The sequence below is a fragment of the Bacterioplanes sp. CLAM21 genome, from assembly GCF_059641015.1.
In genome coordinates this window covers 1,998,583-2,021,589 of the sequence record NZ_CM184929.1, presented here as the reverse complement: position 1 = coordinate 2,021,589, position 23,007 = coordinate 1,998,583, and the positions used below count along the sequence as shown (strand labels likewise).

Annotated in this window: 19 protein-coding genes; 8 read left to right on the top strand and 11 right to left on the bottom strand. The window is 49.5% G+C overall.

What is annotated here, in order from left to right:
• Positions 1-18: 18 nt before the first annotated feature.
• Both AC55FS_RS09400 and AC55FS_RS09395 read left to right on the top strand, forming a co-directional pair.
• Positions 19-1,038: an asparaginase gene (locus tag AC55FS_RS09400; protein WP_496935825.1), complete on the top strand. Its 1,020-nt coding sequence runs from the start codon at positions 19-21 to the stop codon at positions 1,036-1,038.
• A 205-nt stretch (positions 1,039-1,243) separates the two neighbouring features.
• Positions 1,244-1,831 (top strand): hypothetical protein, encoded by a 588-nt coding sequence (locus tag AC55FS_RS09395; protein WP_496935824.1) that lies wholly within the window; start codon positions 1,244-1,246, stop codon positions 1,829-1,831.
• A 165-nt stretch (positions 1,832-1,996) separates the two neighbouring features.
• On the opposite strand, the gene AC55FS_RS09390 is transcribed toward AC55FS_RS09395, so the two are convergent.
• A complete protein-coding gene (locus tag AC55FS_RS09390) occupies positions 1,997-3,187 on the bottom strand; it encodes a M23 family metallopeptidase (RefSeq protein ID WP_496935823.1) in 1,191 nt (396 codons plus the stop codon).
• 346 nt (positions 3,188-3,533) lie between these two features.
• On the opposite strand from AC55FS_RS09390, the gene AC55FS_RS09385 reads away from it, so the two are divergent.
• The 3 genes from AC55FS_RS09385 (at position 3,534) to AC55FS_RS09375 (ending at position 6,906) form a co-directional block, all read left to right on the top strand.
• Positions 3,534-4,901, top strand: coding sequence for a serine hydrolase domain-containing protein (locus AC55FS_RS09385; protein WP_496935822.1), 1,368 nt, complete (start codon positions 3,534-3,536; stop codon positions 4,899-4,901).
• Positions 4,902-4,904: 3 nt separating this feature from the next.
• Entirely contained in the window at positions 4,905-5,627 is a 723-nt protein-coding gene (locus AC55FS_RS09380) for a response regulator transcription factor (protein WP_496935821.1), read from the top strand.
• Between the two features lie 64 nt (positions 5,628-5,691).
• On the top strand, positions 5,692-6,906 hold the full coding sequence (locus tag AC55FS_RS09375; RefSeq protein WP_496935820.1) for an ATP-binding protein: 1,215 nt from the start codon (positions 5,692-5,694) through the stop codon (positions 6,904-6,906).
• Between the two features lie 805 nt (positions 6,907-7,711).
• Here the strand turns inward: AC55FS_RS09375 and AC55FS_RS09370 are convergent.
• Both AC55FS_RS09370 and AC55FS_RS09365 read right to left on the bottom strand, forming a co-directional pair.
• Complete coding sequence (locus tag AC55FS_RS09370) at positions 7,712-8,224, bottom strand: hypothetical protein (protein ID WP_496935819.1); 513 nt, start codon at positions 8,222-8,224, stop codon at positions 7,712-7,714.
• A gap of 269 nt (positions 8,225-8,493) precedes the next feature.
• Positions 8,494-10,191, bottom strand: coding sequence for an alpha-amylase (locus AC55FS_RS09365; RefSeq protein WP_496935818.1), 1,698 nt, complete (start codon positions 10,189-10,191; stop codon positions 8,494-8,496).
• 386 nt (positions 10,192-10,577) lie between these two features.
• On the opposite strand from AC55FS_RS09365, the gene AC55FS_RS09360 reads away from it, so the two are divergent.
• Complete coding sequence (locus tag AC55FS_RS09360; RefSeq protein ID WP_496935817.1) at positions 10,578-12,257, top strand: DUF3592 domain-containing protein; 1,680 nt, start codon at positions 10,578-10,580, stop codon at positions 12,255-12,257.
• A 48-nt stretch (positions 12,258-12,305) separates the two neighbouring features.
• On the opposite strand, the gene AC55FS_RS09355 is transcribed toward AC55FS_RS09360, so the two are convergent.
• From AC55FS_RS09355 to AC55FS_RS09320, 8 genes are all read right to left on the bottom strand, one after another.
• The gene (locus AC55FS_RS09355) at positions 12,306-14,900 is read right to left on the bottom strand and encodes an RIFT barrel domain-containing protein (RefSeq protein ID WP_496935816.1); all 2,595 of its coding nucleotides are present in this window, start codon (positions 14,898-14,900) and stop codon (positions 12,306-12,308) included.
• 300 nt (positions 14,901-15,200) lie between these two features.
• A complete protein-coding gene (locus AC55FS_RS09350) occupies positions 15,201-15,809 on the bottom strand; it encodes a LysE family translocator (protein WP_496935815.1) in 609 nt (202 codons plus the stop codon).
• Positions 15,810-15,956: 147 nt separating this feature from the next.
• Positions 15,957-16,760 (bottom strand): helix-turn-helix domain-containing protein, encoded by an 804-nt coding sequence (locus AC55FS_RS09345; RefSeq protein ID WP_496935814.1) that lies wholly within the window; start codon positions 16,758-16,760, stop codon positions 15,957-15,959.
• A gap of 95 nt (positions 16,761-16,855) precedes the next feature.
• The gene (locus tag AC55FS_RS09340; RefSeq protein ID WP_496935813.1) at positions 16,856-17,584 is read right to left on the bottom strand and encodes a hypothetical protein; all 729 of its coding nucleotides are present in this window, start codon (positions 17,582-17,584) and stop codon (positions 16,856-16,858) included.
• Positions 17,585-17,722: 138 nt separating this feature from the next.
• Positions 17,723-18,283: a DUF6151 family protein gene (locus AC55FS_RS09335; RefSeq protein ID WP_496935812.1), complete on the bottom strand. Its 561-nt coding sequence runs from the start codon at positions 18,281-18,283 to the stop codon at positions 17,723-17,725.
• A gap of 333 nt (positions 18,284-18,616) precedes the next feature.
• A complete protein-coding gene (locus AC55FS_RS09330; protein WP_496935810.1) occupies positions 18,617-19,207 on the bottom strand; it encodes a glutathione peroxidase in 591 nt (196 codons plus the stop codon).
• Between the two features lie 65 nt (positions 19,208-19,272).
• The gene (locus tag AC55FS_RS09325) at positions 19,273-19,869 is read right to left on the bottom strand and encodes a GNAT family N-acetyltransferase (RefSeq protein WP_496935809.1); all 597 of its coding nucleotides are present in this window, start codon (positions 19,867-19,869) and stop codon (positions 19,273-19,275) included.
• Between the two features lie 102 nt (positions 19,870-19,971).
• Positions 19,972-20,871: a LysR family transcriptional regulator gene (locus AC55FS_RS09320; protein WP_496935808.1), complete on the bottom strand. Its 900-nt coding sequence runs from the start codon at positions 20,869-20,871 to the stop codon at positions 19,972-19,974.
• A 92-nt stretch (positions 20,872-20,963) separates the two neighbouring features.
• Here AC55FS_RS09320 and AC55FS_RS09315 point away from each other — a divergent pair, with 92 nt between their 5' ends.
• A complete protein-coding gene (locus AC55FS_RS09315) occupies positions 20,964-22,097 on the top strand; it encodes an S-(hydroxymethyl)glutathione dehydrogenase/class III alcohol dehydrogenase (protein ID WP_496935807.1) in 1,134 nt (377 codons plus the stop codon).
• A 1-nt stretch (position 22,098) separates the two neighbouring features.
• Entirely contained in the window at positions 22,099-22,956 is an 858-nt protein-coding gene (gene fghA / locus AC55FS_RS09310) for an S-formylglutathione hydrolase (RefSeq protein WP_496935806.1), read from the top strand.
• The last annotated feature ends 51 nt before the right edge of the window (positions 22,957-23,007 follow it).

Sequence of the window (23,007 nt, the reverse complement as noted above, 5' to 3'; positions counted from 1 at the left end):
AACAACAAGGAGTACAGTATGACGAAGCAACATATCCTGGTCATTTATTGCGGTGGCACCATTGGCATGACGGCCTCGGCGCAGGGTTTTGTGCCAGCCAGAAATTTTGCCGACGCCCTTAAGCAACACTTGCCCGACGATCATAGCTTGCCTCGTTATACCTTGTTGGAGCTTGAGGAGCTGATCGACAGCAGCAATATTCGCTGCGACCATTGGCTTTTATTAGCCCAGCTACTGCAAGACAACTGGCATGACTACGACGGTTTTGTATTGCTACACGGCACCGATACCATGGCCTATACCGCTTCTATGTTGTCGTTTTTATTAGCCGGGCAAGACAAGCCTGTGGTTATTACCGGTGCTCAAATTCCCTTATCGCAGCCTGGCAGTGATGGCTTAGATAACATCCTTAATAGCCTAGTCGTGGCCAGCCAGCCGCCATTAACTGAAGTTTGCATTTGCTTTAATCAACGTATTTTACGTGGCAATGCCAGCACCAAAGTTAGCAGTTCGGACATGGACGCGTTCAATAGCCCCAACCAAGCGGATTTAGGCCGTGTCCGCAGCCAAGGCAATCAGGTCGATATTGAATTGGACCTCACCAAGTTACGCAAATCATCAGACAGCGCCATTCATTTACCCGATTTACGTCCAGAGCGCGTCGCCGTGCTGCGTTTATTTCCTGGCATGACCGGGCAAATGCTGGCAAGTCTCAGCGCCAATGCTGAAGGCCTGATAATACAGAGTTATGGCGCTGGTAATTTTCCGGATGCAAATCAGAGCGTGATGGACGCACTGCACAAACTGCAGCAGCAAGATCGGGTGGTGGTAAATATCAGTCAGTGCAACCATGGCGGTGTTAAGCAAAGCACCTACGCCAGTGGTGCGGTGTTAAATCCGTTAGACGTGGTCGACGGAGGCACCATGACGTTAGAGGCAGCCTTTTGCAAACTGCATTATTTGCTCGCCACAGAAACCACTGCCAAGCTTGCACGGATAAAAATGGTAGACGATCTACGTGGAGAATTAGGACTCTAATATCCGTCAACAAGCGAGTCGCGCGCCAATAAAAACCGAACGTCGACTAACTTATCATAAAAGTATCAAAACTCGCGCCAGCTTGTTAAAAACCCAATGAGCTGGTGTAGCTCCCTACAAACAAAATATCGACAAGAGCAATCGAATGGAAAAATAGCTAGAAAACCACTAGAATATTGGCCTCATCGTATCAAGGACAGAGACTGTGCAGACCAAAAAGACTGCTGCCGTACTGGCAACCGCACTAGTAGCAAGCTGCGGCGGAAATGGCAACAACGAAAAAAACGATTGTAATCCGCCGGTGTTTTTAGAAGAAAGTATTCAGGGTATAACAACAACCCGTACAGCGATTGCACCCATTACCGACCTCGCCGCAGCGACATTACATATCGACTTCGATTTGAATGAGCAGCAGCTGTCATCTTTAAATCGCCCCAAAGCTAACGATTACCGTTTCTCCTTCTCCTTGTTTCCAAGAGCTCATGCACAAAGCTGCCAACCTAATATGCTGCGAGAAACCATCACATCAATAAACATCACCAGCACCGCTCACTACGATGAGCTGCATATGCCTGGCGATAGCTTAAACGACGTTTTTAGCAACGACTTCACCTCGCAAAGCCTTGAAGAATCACTGTATAGCACCGTTCTTTACCAGTCTGGCATCAATCTGCGAATGAAAACGCTACCGACAGTGGACTTCGAACATACTTTCAAAATTGAATTAACACTCGACAATGGTCAGTACCTTGTGGCAACAGTAGAGGATGTTAAGTTTGAACTAGAGCAATAGACAATGAAGCAGAGCAGCCAGCAACAAGCCACTCCGCCTTCTACTTCCGATTGCCATGCGCTCAAACAATAATGACAGCCTACATAACAACGCTGTTCAATCAGTTTGACCGCACAAAGTCGATAACAAGCTAATACTCTCCCACACAACTCACTGGGTTCGCTGCTATTTCTGTGCCGGCCCAGAGTTGTATAACCAACTCCAGGCACAATAACTACGCTGCTCATCCTGATGATATAACCAATAGCGATTGCAGTTATCGTCATAACTGTAGTTGCCAACATTCACCACATAAGGCCCTAAATTCACCCCTTGCAGTGACTGATAGCGCCCTTCATACAACAACGAAAAATGTAAATGCGGCCCAGTTGAACTACCTCCCTGACACAAGGCCGTGCTGCGATCATTGGCGTAGGTACCAATGCGGGTATTGATATCCACCCAATCACCGTCGCTCACTTCGATGTCTTCCATATGGTAATAATTGGTTTGCCAACCACTGGAATGGGTAATACGCACATTACAGCGAGAATACACAGTGACTTTACCTGAATGCGCCGCCGTCACACTGTAAGTACGACCGCCCCATCTTGGCCAATCGTAGGACACGTCCACCGACGATAATGGATAACCTGAACCCGAGTTAGCATGGGCACCATTGGCCTTCCATGAATAGCCCTGACGCCATGGCCACTGCATCAAATCTCGTGGTGGCGTCGATGCCTGGCGTAATAACAGAGGTACCGAGTAAGTAGACTCAAATGCTTTGGGGAATAATTGCTGATAGCTCTTAAGCACGCCTTGCAGTTGAGCATTCGCATCAACATCAGCCGCATTTAAAGATTGCCACACGGCCCAGCTCGCAGCACTGAATGGCGACGACAAAACCCGCTGACTGTCTTGCTCAAAAAGGTAAAAATACTGCGCTAAGGTCAGCATTTGCTGGCCTAGCTGCTCGGCCAATGGCTGCTCGCTACGTTCACCCCACAAAGGCCTTAACTCATTGCTAGGCGCACTGATCTGCTGTCCATTAGCCTCCAGTAACGCCAGTACCAATTGTGGATTCAGGCTAGCAACACCCGCCCAATGGGACAAAGCTTCGGCATAAGGCAGCCATTGTGGCGCTTGCTGTTGTAGATAATCTTGCCAGGAAAACGGCGTCGAGCGCGGCGCATCAACAAACTGCCCCGTCGATAGCTGCTGTGTTAATGACAATGATTCGACCGTAGCGACAGAATTTACCGGCGTTTGCGCCTCAAAGGTGTGTAAATCCAAGGCACTGACGCTCGCCGCTAAAACAAATTGACCTAAACCTAAGCCAATCATAAAAGATTTTTTCTGTAGAAGTGTGTCCATTCCATGCTCCTAGAGCGAAGGGTTCTCCTTCACTCTAGGTAGACATAACACGCCTGCTAAAACGCCCCTGCCGCTTTAATAACTAAGTATGGCAATCGTTGTTTTAATATCTGCTCTACGCCAACTCAACCAGACTAACTTTCAACAGCTATCACAGAATGCGCAATATGATCTGAGCTTTTTTTCTTAGTATTTTATCGCTTAGGCAATGTCGGCCACCAGGTAGCAACGAGTGCAGGATGGCAGGCACCTTCTATCGCTATATCGTGTTGGAAGCGGTTTTACATTGAGTTCACCTACCAGACCTTACCCTGCAGCTCTATCACTCACAGCATGAGACTACGATATGAGCAAGCCCACCTTCATTAACAGCAACCGCTCCATTGCCAACCTACTGTCATTAGCGCTGCTGAGCGTTAGCATACCTGCTGCTGCCAACGTTAGCGATACTGACAGCCAAAGCGATAGCGTCCTTGCCACAACTAGCGTCAGCCACTCGGGCGCACACACCCATACTGATCTGTCCAGCGCAACGACGCAATTGAATGCATCGATCCAAGACCTACTATCCCAACATCAGTTGCCCGGCCTGGTACTAATGGTCAAACACCGCAACCAATTGCTGCATTACCAAGCCTATGGCCAGGTCAATGTCGAAGAACCGAAGCCCATGAAAAAAGACGCCTTGTTTCGCATATTTTCAATGAGCAAACCCATCACCACCGTGGCGCTACTGCAACTGGTAGAGCAAGGAAAGGTATCACTAAATGATGATATTCGCCGCTACCTACCAGACTTTGAGCGCTTTGAAATAGACGGCCAGCCGCAAGTCGTGACCGTGCATCATTTATTATCCCATACCGCAGGTTTTGGCTATGGAGGCGGCATAAGCAACTGGGTTGATATTCGTTACTTATTAGCCAACCCGTTAAGCCGGAACAATACGCTAGACGATATGGTGGACGATTTATCTGGCATAGGCCTTAAATTTAAACCAGGCGAGCGTTTTGAATACTCTATCGCCAGCGATATACAAGGCGCCATTATTGAAAAAGTCACCGGCCTTTCTTTAGATGTGTATTTGCAACGCCATATTTTTGCCCCATTAAATATGGAAGATACTCGCTTTTATGTGCCCCAAAGCCAAGCACACAGATTAGTCGACATGTACGAGTACGACGCCTCCACCTTTGAAGAAGCCTACACCTTTAACCAAGAGAAAATTCAGCTGATTGAACAAGCAAAAGACAGTGAGTACCTTCATCAGCCAGCACTGCTATCGGGTGGTGGTGGTTTAGTATCTAACGCTCAAGATTACAGCAACTTTGTTGCCATGTTATCCGATGGTGGCCGCTTTAATGGCCAACAAATTTTGTCGCAAGAGCTAATCGATACAATGCTGAGCTCGAAGACACAAGGGCTAGAAACACACTTTTTACCCAGGCTGTACAAGGGCGCCGGCTTTGGCTACGGTGTAGGCATTCAAGAAACGATGACCGAGCATCGCCAGCCTGACTCCTTCTTCTGGGCAGGCATGGGTGGCACGCTATTTTGGAGTGACCCGCAAACGCAACTGCAAGTGGTCGCCATGATGCAAGTAGAAGATGGCTGGATTGCGCTGGAGAAGTGGCTAATTCCTCAGATATACCAGTTTATTGATACACGATCGATGACAGGCGCTCCACCGGCAAACAAGGCCACACAAAACAGGTAACAGATGGCAAATATTCTAGTAGTAGAAGACGATATGGATATTGCTCAAGGGATTGCTGAGTTCCTGCAAGACAAGGGCCACGAGCTTGATTTTGCCTACACGGGCAGGCAAGCCTTAACAAGGCTTGAGCAGAGTCACTATCATCTTGTGCTACTGGATATCAACTTGCCCTTTATTAATGGCTATGATATTTGCCGGCAACTGTCGGAACATGCTCTAGGCCAGGCGCTGGCAAAAATTCCCGTCATTATGATGTCGTCACGCAGCCATGAGCAAGATATCCTTCAGGGCTTTGAATCTGGCGCTTGGGACTATTTGAAAAAGCCCTTTTCCTTTGCAGAGCTATCGGCACGTATCGAGGTTGGACTATTAAAAGCTGCACCAAACACCGCCCAATCGCCGACCACCCATGCTCACACGATCAGCTATCTGGGTGCCTCTCTGAACGAAGCGGCGCTAGTATTTAGCTATCAGCAACACGATATGCAGTTGCACAATATCGGCTATCAAATATTGAAACTGCTGATTGAACAGGCGCCAAATACCGTTAAAACCAGCACTATTCATACGCAATTATGGCCCGAAGAAACACCAGATAGTGACCCGCTTAGAGCTCATATCTACAAATTGCGCAAGCAGCTTAAAGCTGAATATCAGCAAGCTTTTATTGAGACAGTCAAAGGCGTTGGCTACAGGTTTTCTGTCGATGATCAGCCTAATGTATAAAAAAACAGCAAAGCCAACACTGCTAACTAGGGTACGCCAACATAGCCTATGGCTAGCAGGGATTTTGTTCAGCCTGTTTTCATTGCTAACTCTTTTTATTGTATTTGCCTTGGAAGATGCGTTTTTGAAAGATCAGCTGCTGCAAACCTACCAGAGCCTGAAACAAGGCCATGCATTGCCTGAGCACTATCGCCTTATCACAGATTCAGAGAACTTTCAGATTGCGGGCGCTGAACAGCTCAAGTATTTTGAGTTTGATGATAACGCCGGGGAATTCAAGCAAGGCAATCAGCATTTTCATTTTATTAAAACCGACTTAGGCATACTGCTGCTGACTGGCTCCAAAATGAGCCTTGTTGGTCGGGCCATTGATGATATCTTGTTACTACTACTGGTGATGCTAATACCCACTTTAATAATAGCCTTCTGGTTGTCAGGCAAGCTGGCTAATCAAGCACTTAAGCCCTTTACCCTGATGCAGCGAGCACTGACAGGTAAAGAGCCGCACATTAATCAACTGAAGGTCGTTGTTGCCAATATAGAAGAGCAAGATTTACAGGCCATTGCCAACCAGCTCATTCATGCATTACAGCAACAGCAGCAAGCGTTGCATGCGCAAATTACATTCAACCAAGGCATGGCCCACGAAATACGCACGCCCCTTCAAGTGATGTCACATTCCATGGAGCTGATTAATGCTTCATTGCCGCAAGCAGCCAAGCTGGCGTCGTATCAGCGTCTGGACAAAGCCCTTATAAGAATGAATAGAATCAGCACCGCTCTATTATGGCTAACCTCTGCCGCCAAAGAAACGCACACGACGAATGTCAACGATATAATACAAGCCATGCTAAAAGAGTCAGAGCCGTTGATTCAAGCGCACAACCTGGATATACACCTAACAGAAAACCCCTCTACTCTAGAGTTACCTGCGCCTGTTGAAGTACTTGAATTGGTAGTGCTGAATCTATTGAATAATGTGATTCATCATGGTCAATCAATCAATGGCCATATCGCCTGGCATATCGATATTCAGCCAACACAGGTTCGCTTTAGCAACGCATTTAGCGGCTCATTTGACAACTCAGTTAGCCACTCGGCAAGCCAGCCAGAACCTGGCGAAGCGACCATACCCACGACAAAGACGGCCAGCTTTGGCTTAGGGCTACAGCTAGTAGTGGCGTTAATGCAGCGATTTGATATTGCCTGTGACATACAAAATGGCAACGGCAAATTTTCCGTAACCCTAAGCAGCAAACCCTATCAGCCATCGACGTAAAACAGTACACGTCGAAGCAGAAACAAATCTAACACTTCACACCCACAACAGCCGCTATAAGGCGTCTATTCACCGCGCTTGAATAGCTTTTACCAGGTGCATGTACAACGCTGGCTGCCGCCTTCAGCATCGAGCCACCTCAAGGAGACCTCTCCAGCCTGGATTTTGACTATGGGTATTTACTGGCAAGTGATGGTTACTCATAGCTTATTCCAGCTTAACCAAGTCAGAAATAGAGAAATCACCTCAGCCCAACTGGTCGGCAACAAACTTATTATTCCTACCGTTATGCGCCGCACAATCACTGCTCAGCGTGTGGCGACTCGTCTGGCATTGCCGTGCATTCGCTGTAGTAGCCGCCCCGGATATTTAGGGGCGGTATTTAATTGCAGTGATTGATCACCGTAACTCACACCCCGTAGCTATTTTCGTCATAAATCAGAGTTCATATATTTCATCTACATGATGTGTGACCCAAGTTACCAGCAAGATGGCGCTTCGGGTTGTTTGATACTTTGTGCACACTCTACCATCGTACAATGCATTATCACCGACCACTTGCACTCCGTTGTCTTCCGTTATAAGCACCACGCCCCCCGAAGGAGCTTCACAACGATAGGTGACGGTCTTGCCAAAAACAGGCAAGAATGGGGTTAAAACAGCTAGAAACATTAGTACCCATTTTTTCAATAGCAATCCTCCTAACATCCTTTTCAACTACGCAGGATAAAGCAGAACCTGCAAATGTATACACCTGCATAGCGCGCCATAGCCAAGGACTTAAGCATTAGCCATAACTGGTCTGTCAATCAGTTATCTTTAAATACTGCTGCCAAGCCTGGTGATATGTCTGCTTGGCTTGATCAAGTTCAGCCTTGAGTTGACGCACATCTGGGTCAAAGGGCTCGATGGCCATTAACCACTGTTCATCCAGCCATTGGCGCATGCGGACAGCCTGCACAGATTGCTCAGCTTGCTGCTGCGCTTGCTGTAACTGCTGTTGCCATTGCTCACGCTGCGGGAGAGCATGCGACTCAGCAGCCAGCTGCTGACGTAACAATGGAGCATCCGTACCCGCCATCATCATTTGCTTATCCAATAAACGGATGTAATCCTGTTCAGCATCGTACAACGCTGGTTGATGTTGGGCAGCCTGTTGTTTTAAACGGTCGTAACGTCGTTGCAGTTCAACCACCTTCATGCTGGCTTCACCTTGACGCTCCATGATGGCTTGCTGCTCATGAGTAAGAGCACAGGTGGAAAAAGAACTGGAAAACAAGGCCACTGCCAGCACAGCCTGAAGTATCGAAGATTTCATCGTTATTCCTCCCTATCAACCCGGGCATAATAAAACCAGGGCACCAGAGCACTCTTTGAGTCATCTCTCAATAAAGGATTCTATTCCTATTAAAGTCCCAAAAGAGATGCCTTATTGATCCATATCAACAAGGCATCTAAGTTAGAGACCCCTGACTAGAGCCACATAGGTTCAAAGACAGTTTTAATCTTTGTTTATGGCCTAAGCGGTTACGCTATTACCGTAAAGCTCAGGCTTCATAGAAGACGCCAACGTTCACCTTCAACCCTTTACTGACGTGCACCGACATGAATAGCCGAAGCAGTCATGGCTGGTACCACAAAGTCAGCATAACCTGCGCTATCGACCTCAATAAAAGACCCACCGCACCATTTTTGGTTAAAACTGTAGTCACTCACCGCTACGTCACAATAGCGCCCTGCCGGCAGACCGGTTTGCAAACGCTTAGCCAGTGGCTGGTATTCTCGATTGATCACCACAAAGCCGCGACTGAGGCCATCGTTTGCCACCCGCGCAAAAGCAATCTGGTTGTTATCATTGTGCCAGCCATGGCCAATAGCCCAAGCATCCTGAGTAAAATTATTAAAGCCCACCATGCCAGCAATAGAGGTCCAGCGATGTTCACAGACCCAGCGACTGTGAGGGTTATTGGCGCAATCAACATCTTGAGTGCGACCATTAACCGACGGCGGCCCCACCCAATCATTTTTATCGTAGTTTTTCATTGAGCCGTCTTTCCAGCCGTACACCACATCACGATCCCAGCGATAGCTCGACATAATTCTCGGAGAGCCGTAAGGCCAAGCCAGCATAAAGACATTAGCCAGATTATATTCCGAGTTTTGACCGTCATGATCACCATCATAAAAGTGCGTCAGAATGCCACCAATAGCATTATCATGGGTAGCATCATAATACCCGCTGCCATGACCACGCTGATTGTCATGGTTATCGGTGAACACTAAGGCAAAGGCGCTATCAACCAAGCCCCACCCCGAGGAGGCCACAGGAAAGTTGTATTTGAGAAAATGCGAAATCGTGCCATCGCCATCGCTGCGAAACTTTTTGCCCAGCTCACGTCCGTAGTCAAACTCGGTGATCTGCATGTTTTCACCATGCAGCGAAAACATATGCTCTTCGACCCGTATTGCCTCGTTCGGACCCTTACCGCCAATCACTTCCTGATAGACAAAGGGTCGACTGCCCTGGGCGAACCAGCCGTCGTCCGATTTAAGATCCTGCACCGCGGAGAAAATAACCTTTAAGTCTTCTACCGGCACGTGCTTAGCGGTATCTAAGCGAAAGCCTGCTACCCCAAAATCAATAAACTGGTTTAAATAACGGCTTGCCATGCGTCGAACGTGCTCGGATTCCGTTTTTAAGTCGGGCAAGTTACTAGTACGACAGTTATGCACTTGCCAGCGATTGCCATAGTCCTGAATGCCGCAATCTGGGTGAAAGTCATTGCTGCTGAAAAACTCGGCTGGCTGCTCTGCGGTTGCGTCAAACAGCTTAAAATCCGGAAAGCGGTAATAGCTTCCATCTGACGCGACATCTTCACCTTCTGCCATATGATTGATGATGACATCGACATATATTTTTACGCCATGATCTTGCCAGCAGCTGCGCACCATGTTTTTAAATTCATCGACTGTGCCACTGCGAGACTCACTCAGCTTATAACTGACTGGCTGATATCGATGCCACCACGGATGATCGATGCGGCCGTTGGCATCAAAATAGGCGTCTTCCACAATACGATGCACCACAGGTGGCGACACCTGTACGGCGTTATAGCCTTTATCCTGTAAATACGCACACTCTTTTTCAATATCAGTCCACTTCCATTCAAATAGATGAACCGTGACATTTTTAGCCGGTGGCATTACCGCAACATTTGCAGTCGCCAGCGAGCACAACATTATCGCCAGTATAATAACCGGCAGGCGTATTAGCATCGCTTTCATTTTTTACATCCCATATTTGATTAAATCGTCAGGCGGCACAGTGCCGACTGAAAGCGCGCTAAGATATACCCGCATTTACTCAAACTCGGCACGTCTTCCCATAGATTCAGAAAACCTGCTGACACTACTATTTATGCAGGACCGCATTAAGCGAAGATTTAGCGATAACTGACGAAGAGTGCCGATGGCAGATGGCAGATAGCAGATAGCAGATAGCAGATAGCAGATAGCAGATAGCAGATAGCAGATAGCAGATAGCAGATAGCAGATAGCAGATAGCAACCATCGCGATATTGGATTTGTACCGCCAGTCAAGGCATGATTGGATAGAGATTCTTCGTTTATGCATGCTCAACCACAACTCCGTTAGTGAAGGAACCTGCCATATGTCTTCCCGCAAGCCCTCACATCGATTGTTCGCCTCGCTGTTTATCGCAGCCGGTAGTATGGCCTTTTACTTTCTTTCCTTAGTGCCACTGCTCAGCTATTGGCAATCAGGCCAATGGCAATCGGTACCCGCGACCATTACGCACTTGGAACTGGTATCCAGCACCAGTGACGGCAGTACCACATACCGGGTAGAAGCTGATTATCACTATGAATTTAATGGCCAGCGTTATCGTAGCGATAACGTGTCGTTATCCAAGGGCTCAGACAATATCGGCGATTATTGGCAAGCTCTACACCGGACACTCAGCAAACAGCGCAGCAGCAATCAGGCAACCGCGCTGGTCAATCCAGACAACCCCCAAGAGGCACTGCTAGATCGAACGTTACGCCCAGGAGTATTACTAATGGGCAGTGCCTTTTTTATTATTTTTGCCGGCGTCGGCGTTGCTGTGATGCGAAAACCTAAAGACACGACCTCTGAGGCTCATCAAGGTGACATCTATAGCGATCAAAAGGGCAGCTATAAAATATTGCTGTTTATTGGTGCGGCTTTTTTAATCCTCGGCACCGGTATTAGCACCACGGTACTGCTATCGGAACCATCATTGCAACCTAAGGCACTACTCATACTTATCTTCCCTGCTGTGGGGGCGGCGCTAGCCTGGCAAGCACTGCGCATGCGTAAGCGCTTCTTAAGCCTGGGAATGACGCCACTATCACTAGACCCGAATCCCGCTTCAGCCAATGGCCACATAGCGGGCAGCATCACCATTAACGGCACACTAGAAGCTCCGTTAACTCTGACGCTGCAATGCATTAACCGCTACACCACAGGCAGCGGCAAAGAGCAAAAAACCGAAGAACGCGTTATTTGGTCCGACAAGTCGGTTAGCTGGCCTGGGCCTGAGCTACAACAGCATTGCTTTGCCTTTCAAACAGAGGGTCAAAGAGCCACTGGCGCGGCTCGCCGTGGTAGCATTCTTTGGCGCCTGCGAGCCCAGGGAAAGGTAAAAAGCGATAGCAGTAATCAGTTAGAAGCGTTAAATCGCAGTTGGCAAATTCCTGTTAGCGAAGCTCACGCGCTTACTAGCTTGAATATTCCTGAGCGCCTGGCGCAACAGATCAGCAGTCAATTCGACAGTGATGTTACTGAAGAATTTGCTATCCAGCAGCAAGGCCAAGAGCTTTATTTCGTTAGCGCCGCCGGGCGCAATCTAGGTGCGAACCTTGGCATAATGTTAGCGGGCGGCGTTTTTCTCGCCAGTGGCATATTTTTGTTTAGCGAAGCCATGCAAGAAGGCGGAGCCTTATGGTTTATGGCTTCCGCCTTTTCATTGACCGGGCTGATTATTGTTTTATCAGCACTGTGGACCATGGGCCGCAAATTGGAAACTTGGATCAGCCCAACCGGCATACGAACATTGCGTTCATTGTTTGGCCAAACGCTATACCAACGGCAATTAACGTCTGTTACTCCAACACAGCTCGATAAGAAAAAAACCTCATCCATGCAATCAGGCAGTGAACACAAGGAATTTTATAAACTCTATATCGAAGATGGCGACAAAAAACTTACCCTGGCCGAAAGCATAGAAAGCAGTAATTCTGCCGATGCCCTGCTTAATCGCATGCGCCAAGCGCTTACGGGCCACTTAGATGATGAGCTGGGGCTTTAGCGCTGCTGACATAAAACGGCGCCGAGCGCCGTTTTTATTTGCTGCAAGTTAAGGGGCAGTAAGATACAAACCAGGACTGTCTGGGTGGAAATTTTTGCCCGTCAGCGTTAATGAAATAGGTGTATCACTGGTGTGCTTTCTCGGCATCACCGCCATTTGCGGACCTTCGCTATAATCGGGTTTAATCAACTGATTTTGCCATTGCTGCCAGGCTCTATCGGCTTGCGGGTAGTTCGAATCCACAGCCGCCGCCAATGCCAAACGCAAGTTGGTTGGAAAACCCTCGGTCGAATGCGCATAACCAATCATCTGCCCAGGCTTAAGGGTTTCATAGGTATCATCAAGCTGGGCGTAAGTGCTGGCCTTGATAGCAAAAGTTTCAGTGGCACACGGCGACTGAGACAAATCAATAGCAGTGGTTTTTTCAAATACTTCGGCAAATGAGCCAAATAAGGTTGCCAAGCCCGAGTCATTACGCTGCATTAATTTTAAGCCATTTTGCACACTGGCCAGCATCCAGCAATAACCCGGGTCTACCATACGCTCAACACTAAAGCGCGCACGTTTATCCAGCACCTCTGCTGCTTTGGCAAAGCCTAAATCACGCAAAAATCCGATTGACCAAGTATGAAAATCATCCTGCCACACACCTGAGCCTGTGCCCTTATGATACACCAGCGCATATTCACCAGTGCGCACGCCAAAGGTATCGATCAGCGGCCCGGGCTCATAGCCTAACCGGGAAATCACCTTGTCACTGTCACGATCGGTCTCGGCCTTGGCGACGTAAAGGTTATAGAGGTACTCCAGATTGTTATTCACGATCTGATTAAAGTATTCTTTATTGGCATCGGTGTCTGGTGAGATATACGCTACTTGTCCCAAAGAACGCAGCACCCAAGCCTCTTCACGTACCTGACGACGGCGCAATATGCCCTGCTCTTTGCGGCGATACCAAGGGTTGGTATAAAGCAAATTAAAGCCTGCCCAAAATTGCAGTTCTTCCAGATAATAATATTCACCTGTCAGCATATAGGGTAAATACGCCAGCGATGGTTGATGGGCACCATCCGGCTCATAAGGGTTATTACACTGAGCACAAGCAGGAAATGCCTGTAGTTCGCCTGACGCTGGGTCGGTCATATCGCCGGGTGTGCCAAACAAACCGGCGTAGGGTTTTTCGTCAATACGCACAATATTGTCACTGCCTTTCATGCGAAAGTGAACCGGCCAGGAACCCGCTTGTGTGGCATTGCCTAACATGGCCGTTTCGGCGCGCTTATCCTGGCTCAATAAATAGCTGGCAGTCCAACCTGGCAACGGCCCCAGATCGACTCGGCCGCCCGCCGCTCCCATGGGGGATTGCATCGCCCCCTTGGCCATCAAGCCTTGATGTTGCTGATAATGATTAAAATGAGTTTGGATGAGCGACTCATTGACCATCAAACCAGATTGATAACGCGGCAAGGCACCACTGTCCATTAAATAGTCAGCATTAAATATCACATGCATATCGTCCTTACCCGCCAGCAGAAAATCCTGTTTCCAACGAGCATTGTGATAATGAGTCAGGGCATTTTTTTGCAGCAATACCTGCCCTTGGTGCATCACCTCAAGATCATATTGATAGTCTTGTGGATGAGCTTGATAGGCATAGGTATTTTCAACCAGTAGCGCCAGCTGAGCTTTTTCAGCGTGCCGACCATACAGACGCAAATAAAAACGAGCATGCAAATGCGGATGCGCCTGCCCCTGCTGATTGACAACGGGACTGACCAAAATAAATTCATTGACCAGATCGCCTTGCAACCATTGCTGTTTTAACTGCCCTTGTTGCACAGCACCTGCCAAGCTGGCTTGATAATCACCCTCTGCTAGCGATAAACGTACCGTCACATCAAGGTCTGCCAGAGGAACGTCTGTTAAATTGAAGGTTGACGTCAATGCTGTTGCGCTGTCTTTCACCCGAAACAAAGAAAACGCCTCAGTAGGTAATTGCAATGTCGCTTTGGCACTAATAATGGCATGGCGAACAGAGCCATCTGGGTGGCGCGCTTTAATATCGACTTGAGAGTTTAACCACTGCCCGCTCGCTGACTGTAGTGCCAAGGTTTCTCCTGAGCGCACCTCACCTGGCTTAAACACATGACCAAAGGTGACATAATCCACTGCCCCGGCCTGACCGGCGTGAGTCAAACCGATATCGGTGACGCGTTTAATTACCGCCTCAGGTGTCGGATTTTCTGGCTCAGGATTTTCTGGCGCAGGCGTTTCTGGATCAGGGTTTTCAGGCTCAGGATTCCCAGCATCGGGTATGCCTGGATCTGGAGTCTCAACCTCAGGAGGAACGGGGGTTGGATTCTCTGGCGACGGCACTTCTGGCTCGGGAGTTTCTGGCTCGGGAGTTTCTGGCTCGGGAGTTTCTGGCTCGGGAGTTTCTGGCTCTTCAGTAATAACATCATCCGTACCTGTTTCGGGCAGCACATCGGCACCGCCATCTGTACCATTTCCCTGGCTGTCCTCAACAGGATTGCCCTGACCATCGCCAGTACGACTGCTGTCATTATTATCGCCGCCCATACACGCCGAAAGTGCACTAGCGAGCACAGCTGCACTCAGCAGCCGAAACACAACGGAACTCATTGATCATCCTCTAATACGCGTCTTTACAACTGATGCTTCACAGCTGGCTGCAGCCCAGCAAGATCTGAAAGGAGCGAAGTGTCGCACCCAAATGAAGCCGATAAGATATTCAGGCTTTGAAAATGTGATTTACCTTCACCCGAGTTTCACAGCTTTGTGAACTAGGGCACCTCGGAATAATTCGTGCTCGCTCTGGATCACCAGAGGGCTCTAGGTCACCAAGCCGGTTTGCCGCTCTAGCGAGCCAAAGCCTGCTGTACTCGCGCAGAGCTGTGCAGAATTATTCAGAGGTGCCCTAATTCAGAACAAGCGGCTGTCTGCCAGCAACCACAGCGCCACCACCGCCAAACAAATGGCATAACAGGCAGATTGCAACTGCCGATATCCAGGACGATCGGAGAGCTGCGAAATGGCATGGCCGGCCTTGATCCACAGCAAATGCATAGAAATATTCAGTGCCGCCAGCCAGATCACTAACACCCAAGTACCCAGGCTGCCAAACTGTTCCAACGCTCTCTCCGAGAACAGCGAGAACATCAGGACAACCAGCAACCAGCCTTTGCTATTAAAGATCTGGATAACCAAACCATCGGTAAAGCCCAGTGGTTTGCAATCGTTAGGCGATGGCGAGCGCGCCGAATGCCAGAAGGTCCAGGCAAGATACAGCAAGTACAAAGCACCCATCACTTGCAGGCCACTGACCAATACCGGATACCGTATCAGTACTTGACCAAAGCCAAAGCCGATTAAGATCGATTTAACAATAAAAACACTGTCAATCCCGGCCAACAGTGGCAATGATCGACGCACACCGCGCTGGGCACCACTGACGGCAAATACGATATTGGCAGGCCCTGGGCTAAACACCAGCGGAAACATAACTCCCAGCCACAAACTAAATAGACTCATAACGACTCCTGCAATTACTACCATCGAGTCCAATAGCGCAAGCAACTTGCAATTAGTTGAACTCATTTACGGCAGTCAGCTTAGTGACCTAAGCGAGGACAGGCTTGTACGAATGTGCAGCGAGAAGATAAAAAATGACGAGCGACATCAGCCGCCACTGGCGTAGCGCGATGGTGAAATGCCCATGGCTTTTTTAAAGTTACGAGAAAAGTGGCTTTGGTCAAAAAAACCACAATCAACCGCGACATCAGCACACGACTGGCCCGTCAGCAAACGCCGCCGTGCTTGCTGGATTTTTAAGGCCAATAAATATTGATGCGGCGCCACACCAAAACTGTGTTTAAACTGCCGAATCAGCTGATAGCGACTTAAACCGGTGAGCAGCTCCAACTGTTCAGAAGAGACGTTATCGTGCCAATGATCCTGCAAATACTCACGTGCATGTTGGATCCTGGCAGAGCTGGAAGTAGAGGTTCTTGACGCATAACAACCGCCGTAACGAGAAAACAACTGCAATAAGGTTTCATGCAATACAGCCTGCTGACTCAGTAGTAAACTGCCGCTCTGCCAAGCCTGATGCAACTGCAGCAAATTGCCAAACAGCTCAGGATCAAAAATGACGTTATGCAATAGTGTGGGTGAAAACCCAGGCAACTCGTCGGCGAATGCTCGGCTTAGCATATCGGTATCGAAATAAAACATTCGATAGCTCCAACCACTATCGCAACCGGCAAAGCCCGTGTGCACTTCCGCCGGATTAATGGCAACAATATGCTGTTGCGGCACAATCACCCGGCTGCCACGATAATCTAGGCCTTCAGCGCCGCGCTCAATAACACCAATGGCCAGCTCATCATGCCAGTGACGGCCAAATTCGAACTGGGTAAAGCTGGCTGCTAATAGCTCTATACCGGGCCAGTGTTGAGGCCGCCAAACCCTTGCCTGTTCCATGAATCAACCCAAAAACAAGCAAGATAGCAGCACATCAAGCCACACCATAGCCACAGCAGCCTGCAAAATCACCAGCACAGTCGCGGCTATAAAAGTTACTGTTTAGTGAGGGTAAATTTGGCACTGACAAACCAAATGCTGGTCGTCGATTCAAAACCAGAATCCGAGGCCACGATGGCCCAGGCTTCACCCTTGTCGGTGGCGGTCAGTTCAATCGGCTGCTCGGTCACCACGGTTTTTAATTCATAAGGCGTTTCAGGCTCATCACAACGCTGGCTGTTAGCAAAATCACCCAGAGTTTTCACCCGCTTACCCGACACTTGCTGGTTGCCTTTGTCGATATTCATCTCATAGTAAGAAGCGCCGCCCACTTCGGCTTTGGGCTGCATTTCCGTAACACCCGCTTTAATGTAGACACTCTCTCCGGGCGAACCACCAACACCAAAGCAACCCGATGCCACATTAGTCGCAAAGGTAAGGCTGATGTCCGCTTTATAGACTTGATTTGCCGCTAAACCTGTCAATTTTCGTTCGGCAAACATAAACAAGTCGTCACTGCGATTAGTGCCACGAATATTTAATCCACGCGTTGTTTGCAACGGCTCAGGCAAGGTTCCAACACTGTGTCCTAGCTCATAAATATCAACGTTATCGCTGGGGTAATCGGCAAAGCCGACATTCCAAGGGGCAGATACATCGTCAAATGTCAGGCTGAATTCCTTTTTATCTCCGATCACGATCGGTACCGGTGAATCGTTGCTATCGCTACCACCGCAGGCACTAAGCAGACATGCCAAAGGTAGAGTCAATAAACTGGTTCGCATGGTTGTTCTCCAACGGTCTACAAGCGTTAATAAACAGGCACTAACTAGCATAAAAATCGTAATTTACGCGCCCAAGCAAACCATCGCTCGAGCCAATTCCCAACTACCCACAGGTAGGCTTTACATCGACTTTGCATCTTAACTTGTGGCCGGAGCCTGACTGGCGGTTTGCGGCTTCACCAGAGCCTGCCCTTGCACGAACAAGGTATTGGGTTGATTTTTACCCGTTATTTTCCACCATAAAATGCGACTCAAAACTCGCAGCAGTATCAAGCCATCACTTTGCTCATTGGCCGTAACTGGGCCCGTCGCATTAGCAACATTGACCTGCATCGCAGGTGGCAGCCTATCCTGCCCAGAACGAATAAAAGTATGAATAATACCGACCATAGGGAAACCGGCTCCCACGGTATTGGCAATAGGGGTATGGCAACAACGGCTATACCAGCGATATAGACCCTTAGCACTCAAACGCATGCACGCCAGTTGCTGCTGCCCCTGACTGAGGTGAAACGCGGAGGGAGGCACTTGTACAATTTCGGTACCCGACGCTGCGTTCAAGCATTCTTGATCTGACAGCCAATGGGCAAATTCCTGACAGTCCTTGCAGTAACACACCACATGATTGGTTTTAACCGCAGGCATAGCTAGATGCCCCTGGATCTGACCACAGCGACACCCCAGTTCAACTGACGACATAACTATCCTCCCGATAAGTATTGGGATTATGCCATCATTGAGTGGATTAACAGCAAGTCATATAACGCCGGGTTTGAGACTTGTAACAGCTTGTTCCAACACCAACGTACCAGACATTGTTCAGACTGAGTTACACTGGCATGGTGACGCGATAGGCAAACTTCAGGTTTTAGTCTGATCGTCAGGAACTAGAGACAACCTTTCCGGTCATAAGCCATATCAATTCTGTTCTCCTTCCTCTCTCTCCGAGCCAGAATTGACTCTCTTTGGGCGCCAATCGGCGCCCTTTTTTTGCCACCTAACAGATGCTCTGACTGACCCAAGCAAGAACGGCTACGGGGCCTCTCCCGCTAACAGTGCTTGAATCTCGTCATCATCAGGCAAGGTCATGCTGGAGTTGGAGCTGACGACTTGTCCTTGACGATTGATCAGATACTTATAGAAGTTCCACTTGGGAGCCGTATCTTGTCGGGCCACTTCGGCAAACAACGGGTGGGCGTTGTCACCACGCACAGGCACAGTCGCCAGCATGGTGAAGGAGACACCAAAGTTCTTGAAGCAGATTTCCGCAGCTTCTTCTTCATTCTTGGCTTCCTGATTAAAGGAATCAGACGACACCCCCAGCACCACCAGACCTTGCTGTTGGTATTTTTGATGTATGGCCTCCAGATCGCCAAACTGATCGGTGAAGCCACAATGACTCGCCGTATTGACCAGCAATACCGGGTGACCATCCACCACATCACACAAGTTGAGCATGTTAGAGCTGTGCAATTGTTTCATCTTATGCTGAAAAATCGCCGGGCACTGCCAAGCACTCGCTTTTTCTACAGCGCCCTCTGAGCCATGATTGTCTGCCGCCCAAGCGCCTGCACTCAGGAGCCCAGTCAACAACAAGCACACACCGCCACGTAACAGGGTCATATCACACTCCACTGGTTATACAATATTTGTACATTGATACAAGAGACGTGCAAACACTGCAAGGATTAAACGATGCACAGGCCAGCGGGTGCGTCCGTTAAGCAAGCACCGGGGCGACAGATCTGGTAAAAATCGTTGGCCAGAAAGAAGTCATCCACTGCGCCTGGCAGCTGAGTAATACTACCCATACGCTGCATACCGAGCTTTGTTAATAGCGCAGCCGAAGCGCCATTATCTGGCACAACCGTGGCAGTTAGCGCTGGCAGGTCATAGTCACTGAGCGCTTTTGTTACCAGTGCTTGCACCGCCTCAAATGCATAGCCTTGACCTTGCTGAGCCGGTGCCAGGGCATAATACAATTCATACCAGTCTGGATTCAGATCAGAAGGGCCCAGCCCACACCAACCAATGACCTGTTGTGCACAGGTAATGGCAAGGTTCAGCTTGATTATCGCGCCAGGTCGATTTTGTCGATAACAATCGCTAGACCAAGCAATAAGCGATTCAACTTCTGTCAAGCTGATGGATTTATCCGGTAAATAGCGCACCACTTGCGGATCATTTGCAATGGCAAACAGCGCCTTGGCATCATCCGGTTGGTACGGCCGCAGATACAGCCTTTCGGTATGTAGGTGACCATCAAGGTAAGAAGAAAGGGTCATTACTGCGCAAGCTCCGTATTCTGTTGTAATAATTCAATGGCCGCCTCGAGCGTCAAATCTCGCTGCATTAAACGCTCTTGCGGCTCAAACTGCGGCAAGACCTCAAACTGCACCGGCTGACAAATGCTGCTGCAAATGTTCCACCAACAACCGAATTTTCACCGATGAGCGCAAGCTGGTGGGATACAGCGCCCAAATGCCCTCTTCTTGCGGCTGATAGTCGCTTAACAGCGCTTCTAACTGGCCATTAGCCAGCCAAGGCGCCACGTAATAGTCCGGCAGTTGCACTATACCCAAGCCCTTTAAAGCCGCATCCAGCAGCGCAGGTCCGCTATTTACCCTCAGACGGGCATTAATGGGAACCGCACGACCATTGGCAAAGCGCCAATAATCCAAGGTGCCCGATAAGCAATGGTGCTGGCTCAGTTGTTCAGGTTGCACGGGCCGGCCAAAGGCCTGCAAATACTCAGGTGACGCACAGGTGAACAAACGTCTTACTGCCAACCGCCTTGCTATCAAACGGCTGTCTTGTAATGGCCCTACGCGAATCGCCAAGTCAAAACCCTGTTCCGCTAAATCCAGGGTTTGATTGCTCAGCCAATAATGCAGCTGCAACTGCGGATAACGTGCGGCAAAGCTGTTCATTAGCGGTGCCAAGTGACGTTCACCATAACTCATCGGCGCCGTCACTCGCAGGCGTCCCATAGGCGTTGCCTGCCATTGCCCCAGGGCGCGTTCGGCTTCTGCCAGAGAATCCAATAACGGCCGACAATGACGCCAGTATTGCTCACCGGATTCCGTCAAGCTAACTTTGCGTGTCGTGCGCTGCAGCAGTACCGCGCCCAAGCGTTGTTCTAATGCCTGTATCTGCCGACTGATATGAGCCGTAGACACCCCCAGCCAGCTGGCGGCACGGGTAAAACTGCCCTGCTCTGCCACCGCCACAAACTCACGTATTCCCTCCCACTGGGGCAAAGGCATATCCGATTGATTATTACTCATCTGTAACACTCAATTTATGAATTTCGTGATTATTACTCAAAACAGAAATATTACACTGATAGCTTCATTATTGATTGCACAGGAAGTTGTTTATGTCTGCCCAAACCCTGCATTGCCGTGCCGCCGTCGCTTGGGGACCCGGCCAGCCGTTGAGCATTGAAACCGTGGAAGTCGACCCACCCAAAGCAGGTGAAGTCCGAGTACGCATTGTCGCCACCGGCGTTTGCCATACCGATGCTTTCACCTTATCGGGTGACGATCCTGAGGGCGTATTCCCGGCCATTCTCGGTCATGAAGGTGGCGGCATTGTTGAATCCGTGGGCGAAGGCGTTACCAGCGTCGCCGTCGGTGACCACGTTATTCCGCTGTACACACCTGAGTGTGGTGAGTGCAAATTCTGCCAATCGGGCAAAACCAATCTGTGCCAAAAAATACGGGCGACCCAGGGCAAAGGCTTAATGCCCGATGGCAGCAGTCGTTTTCGCTGCAAGGGTGAAACCATCTATCACTATATGGGCTGCTCGACCTTTTCCGAGTACACCGTACTGCCAGAAATTGCCCTCGCCAAGGTCAACCCAGCAGCGCCGCTGGAGGAAGTATGTTTACTCGGTTGTGGTGTCACCACCGGCATGGGCGCTGTCGTCAACACCGCTAAAGTTGAGCCCGGCTCCAGCGTCGCGGTATTTGGCTTAGGTGGAATTGGTTTGTCTGCCATCATTGGTGCCGTGATGGCCGGTGCCACACGGATTTTGGCCATTGATATCAATGAATCCAAGTTTAAACTGGCTCGCCAGCTGGGCGCTACGGATTGCATCAACCCGAAGCAGCATGATCGTCCAATACAGGACGTTATCGTTGAGCTGACCGACGGCGGTGTCGATTATTCGTTTGAGTGCATTGGCAACGTCGATGTGATGCGCTCCGCCTTAGAGTGCTGCCATAAAGGCTGGGGGGAGTCGGTGATTATCGGCGTTGCCGGTGCAGGTCAGGAAATCAGTACCCGCCCATTCCAACTGGTCACCGGCCGGGTCTGGCGTGGCAGTGCCTTTGGTGGTGTGAAAGGCCGCAGCGAGTTACCACAGTATGTTGAACGCTACTTGGCGGGCGAGTTTAAATTAAGTGATTTTATTACTCACACCATGACACTGGATAATATCAACGACGCCTTTGACTTGATGCATGCCGGTAAAAGCATTCGCAGCGTTATTCATTATTCAGGAGAATAATATGAGTGACCTGACCCTGATCAGCCAGAACCAGTGTTTTGGTGGCTGGCATCGCCGCTTTCGTCATCACTCAACGGCCGTCAATGGCGACATGACCTTCGCTATTTTTTTGCCGCCGGGTTGCCAGCAAGACAGTCCGATGCCGGTACTGTACTGGTTATCTGGACTGACCTGCAGCGATGAGAACTTTATGCAAAAAGCCGGTGCTATGCGTACCGCAGCAGAACTAGGCTTGGTATTAGTCGCACCAGACACGAGTCCACGCGGCATCGACGTGGCCGATGACAGTGCTTACGATCTGGGTCAGGGAGCTGGTTTTTATATCAATGCCAGCCAAGCGCCCTGGGATCAGCACTATCAGATGTTCGACTATGTCACCGATGAGTTGCCAACCCTGATTGAAAGCCAGTTTCCAGTCACGACGCTGCGCTCTGTCAGCGGCCACTCCATGGGCGGCCATGGCGCTTTGATCTGCGGACTAAAACAGCCAGAACGATATCGCTCGATATCGGCCTTTAGCCCCATTAGCAATCCCAGCCAATGCCCTTGGGGCATTAAGGCCTTTCGTCACTATTTAGGGGATAACGACAGTGCCTGGAAGCAATGGGATGCCGCCGAACTGATGAGCAAAGCCAGTATTACTTTGCCCACATTAGTGGATCAGGGCCTGGCCGATGAGTTCCTGGAAGAGCAGCTGCAACCTCAACAGTTGCAGCAAGCAGCCGATATGCGTGGCTTTCCGCTGACCTTGCGTCAGCACCCCGGCTACGATCACAGCTACTATTTTATCGCCAGCTTTATCGATGAACATTTGCGCTTTCATCACCAGCACCTGCAAGGGCCGAGCGATACCAATTAGCTCTCTCGCTGGTTGACTGACTCAGCATAAAAAAGCCCGCATAACGCGGGC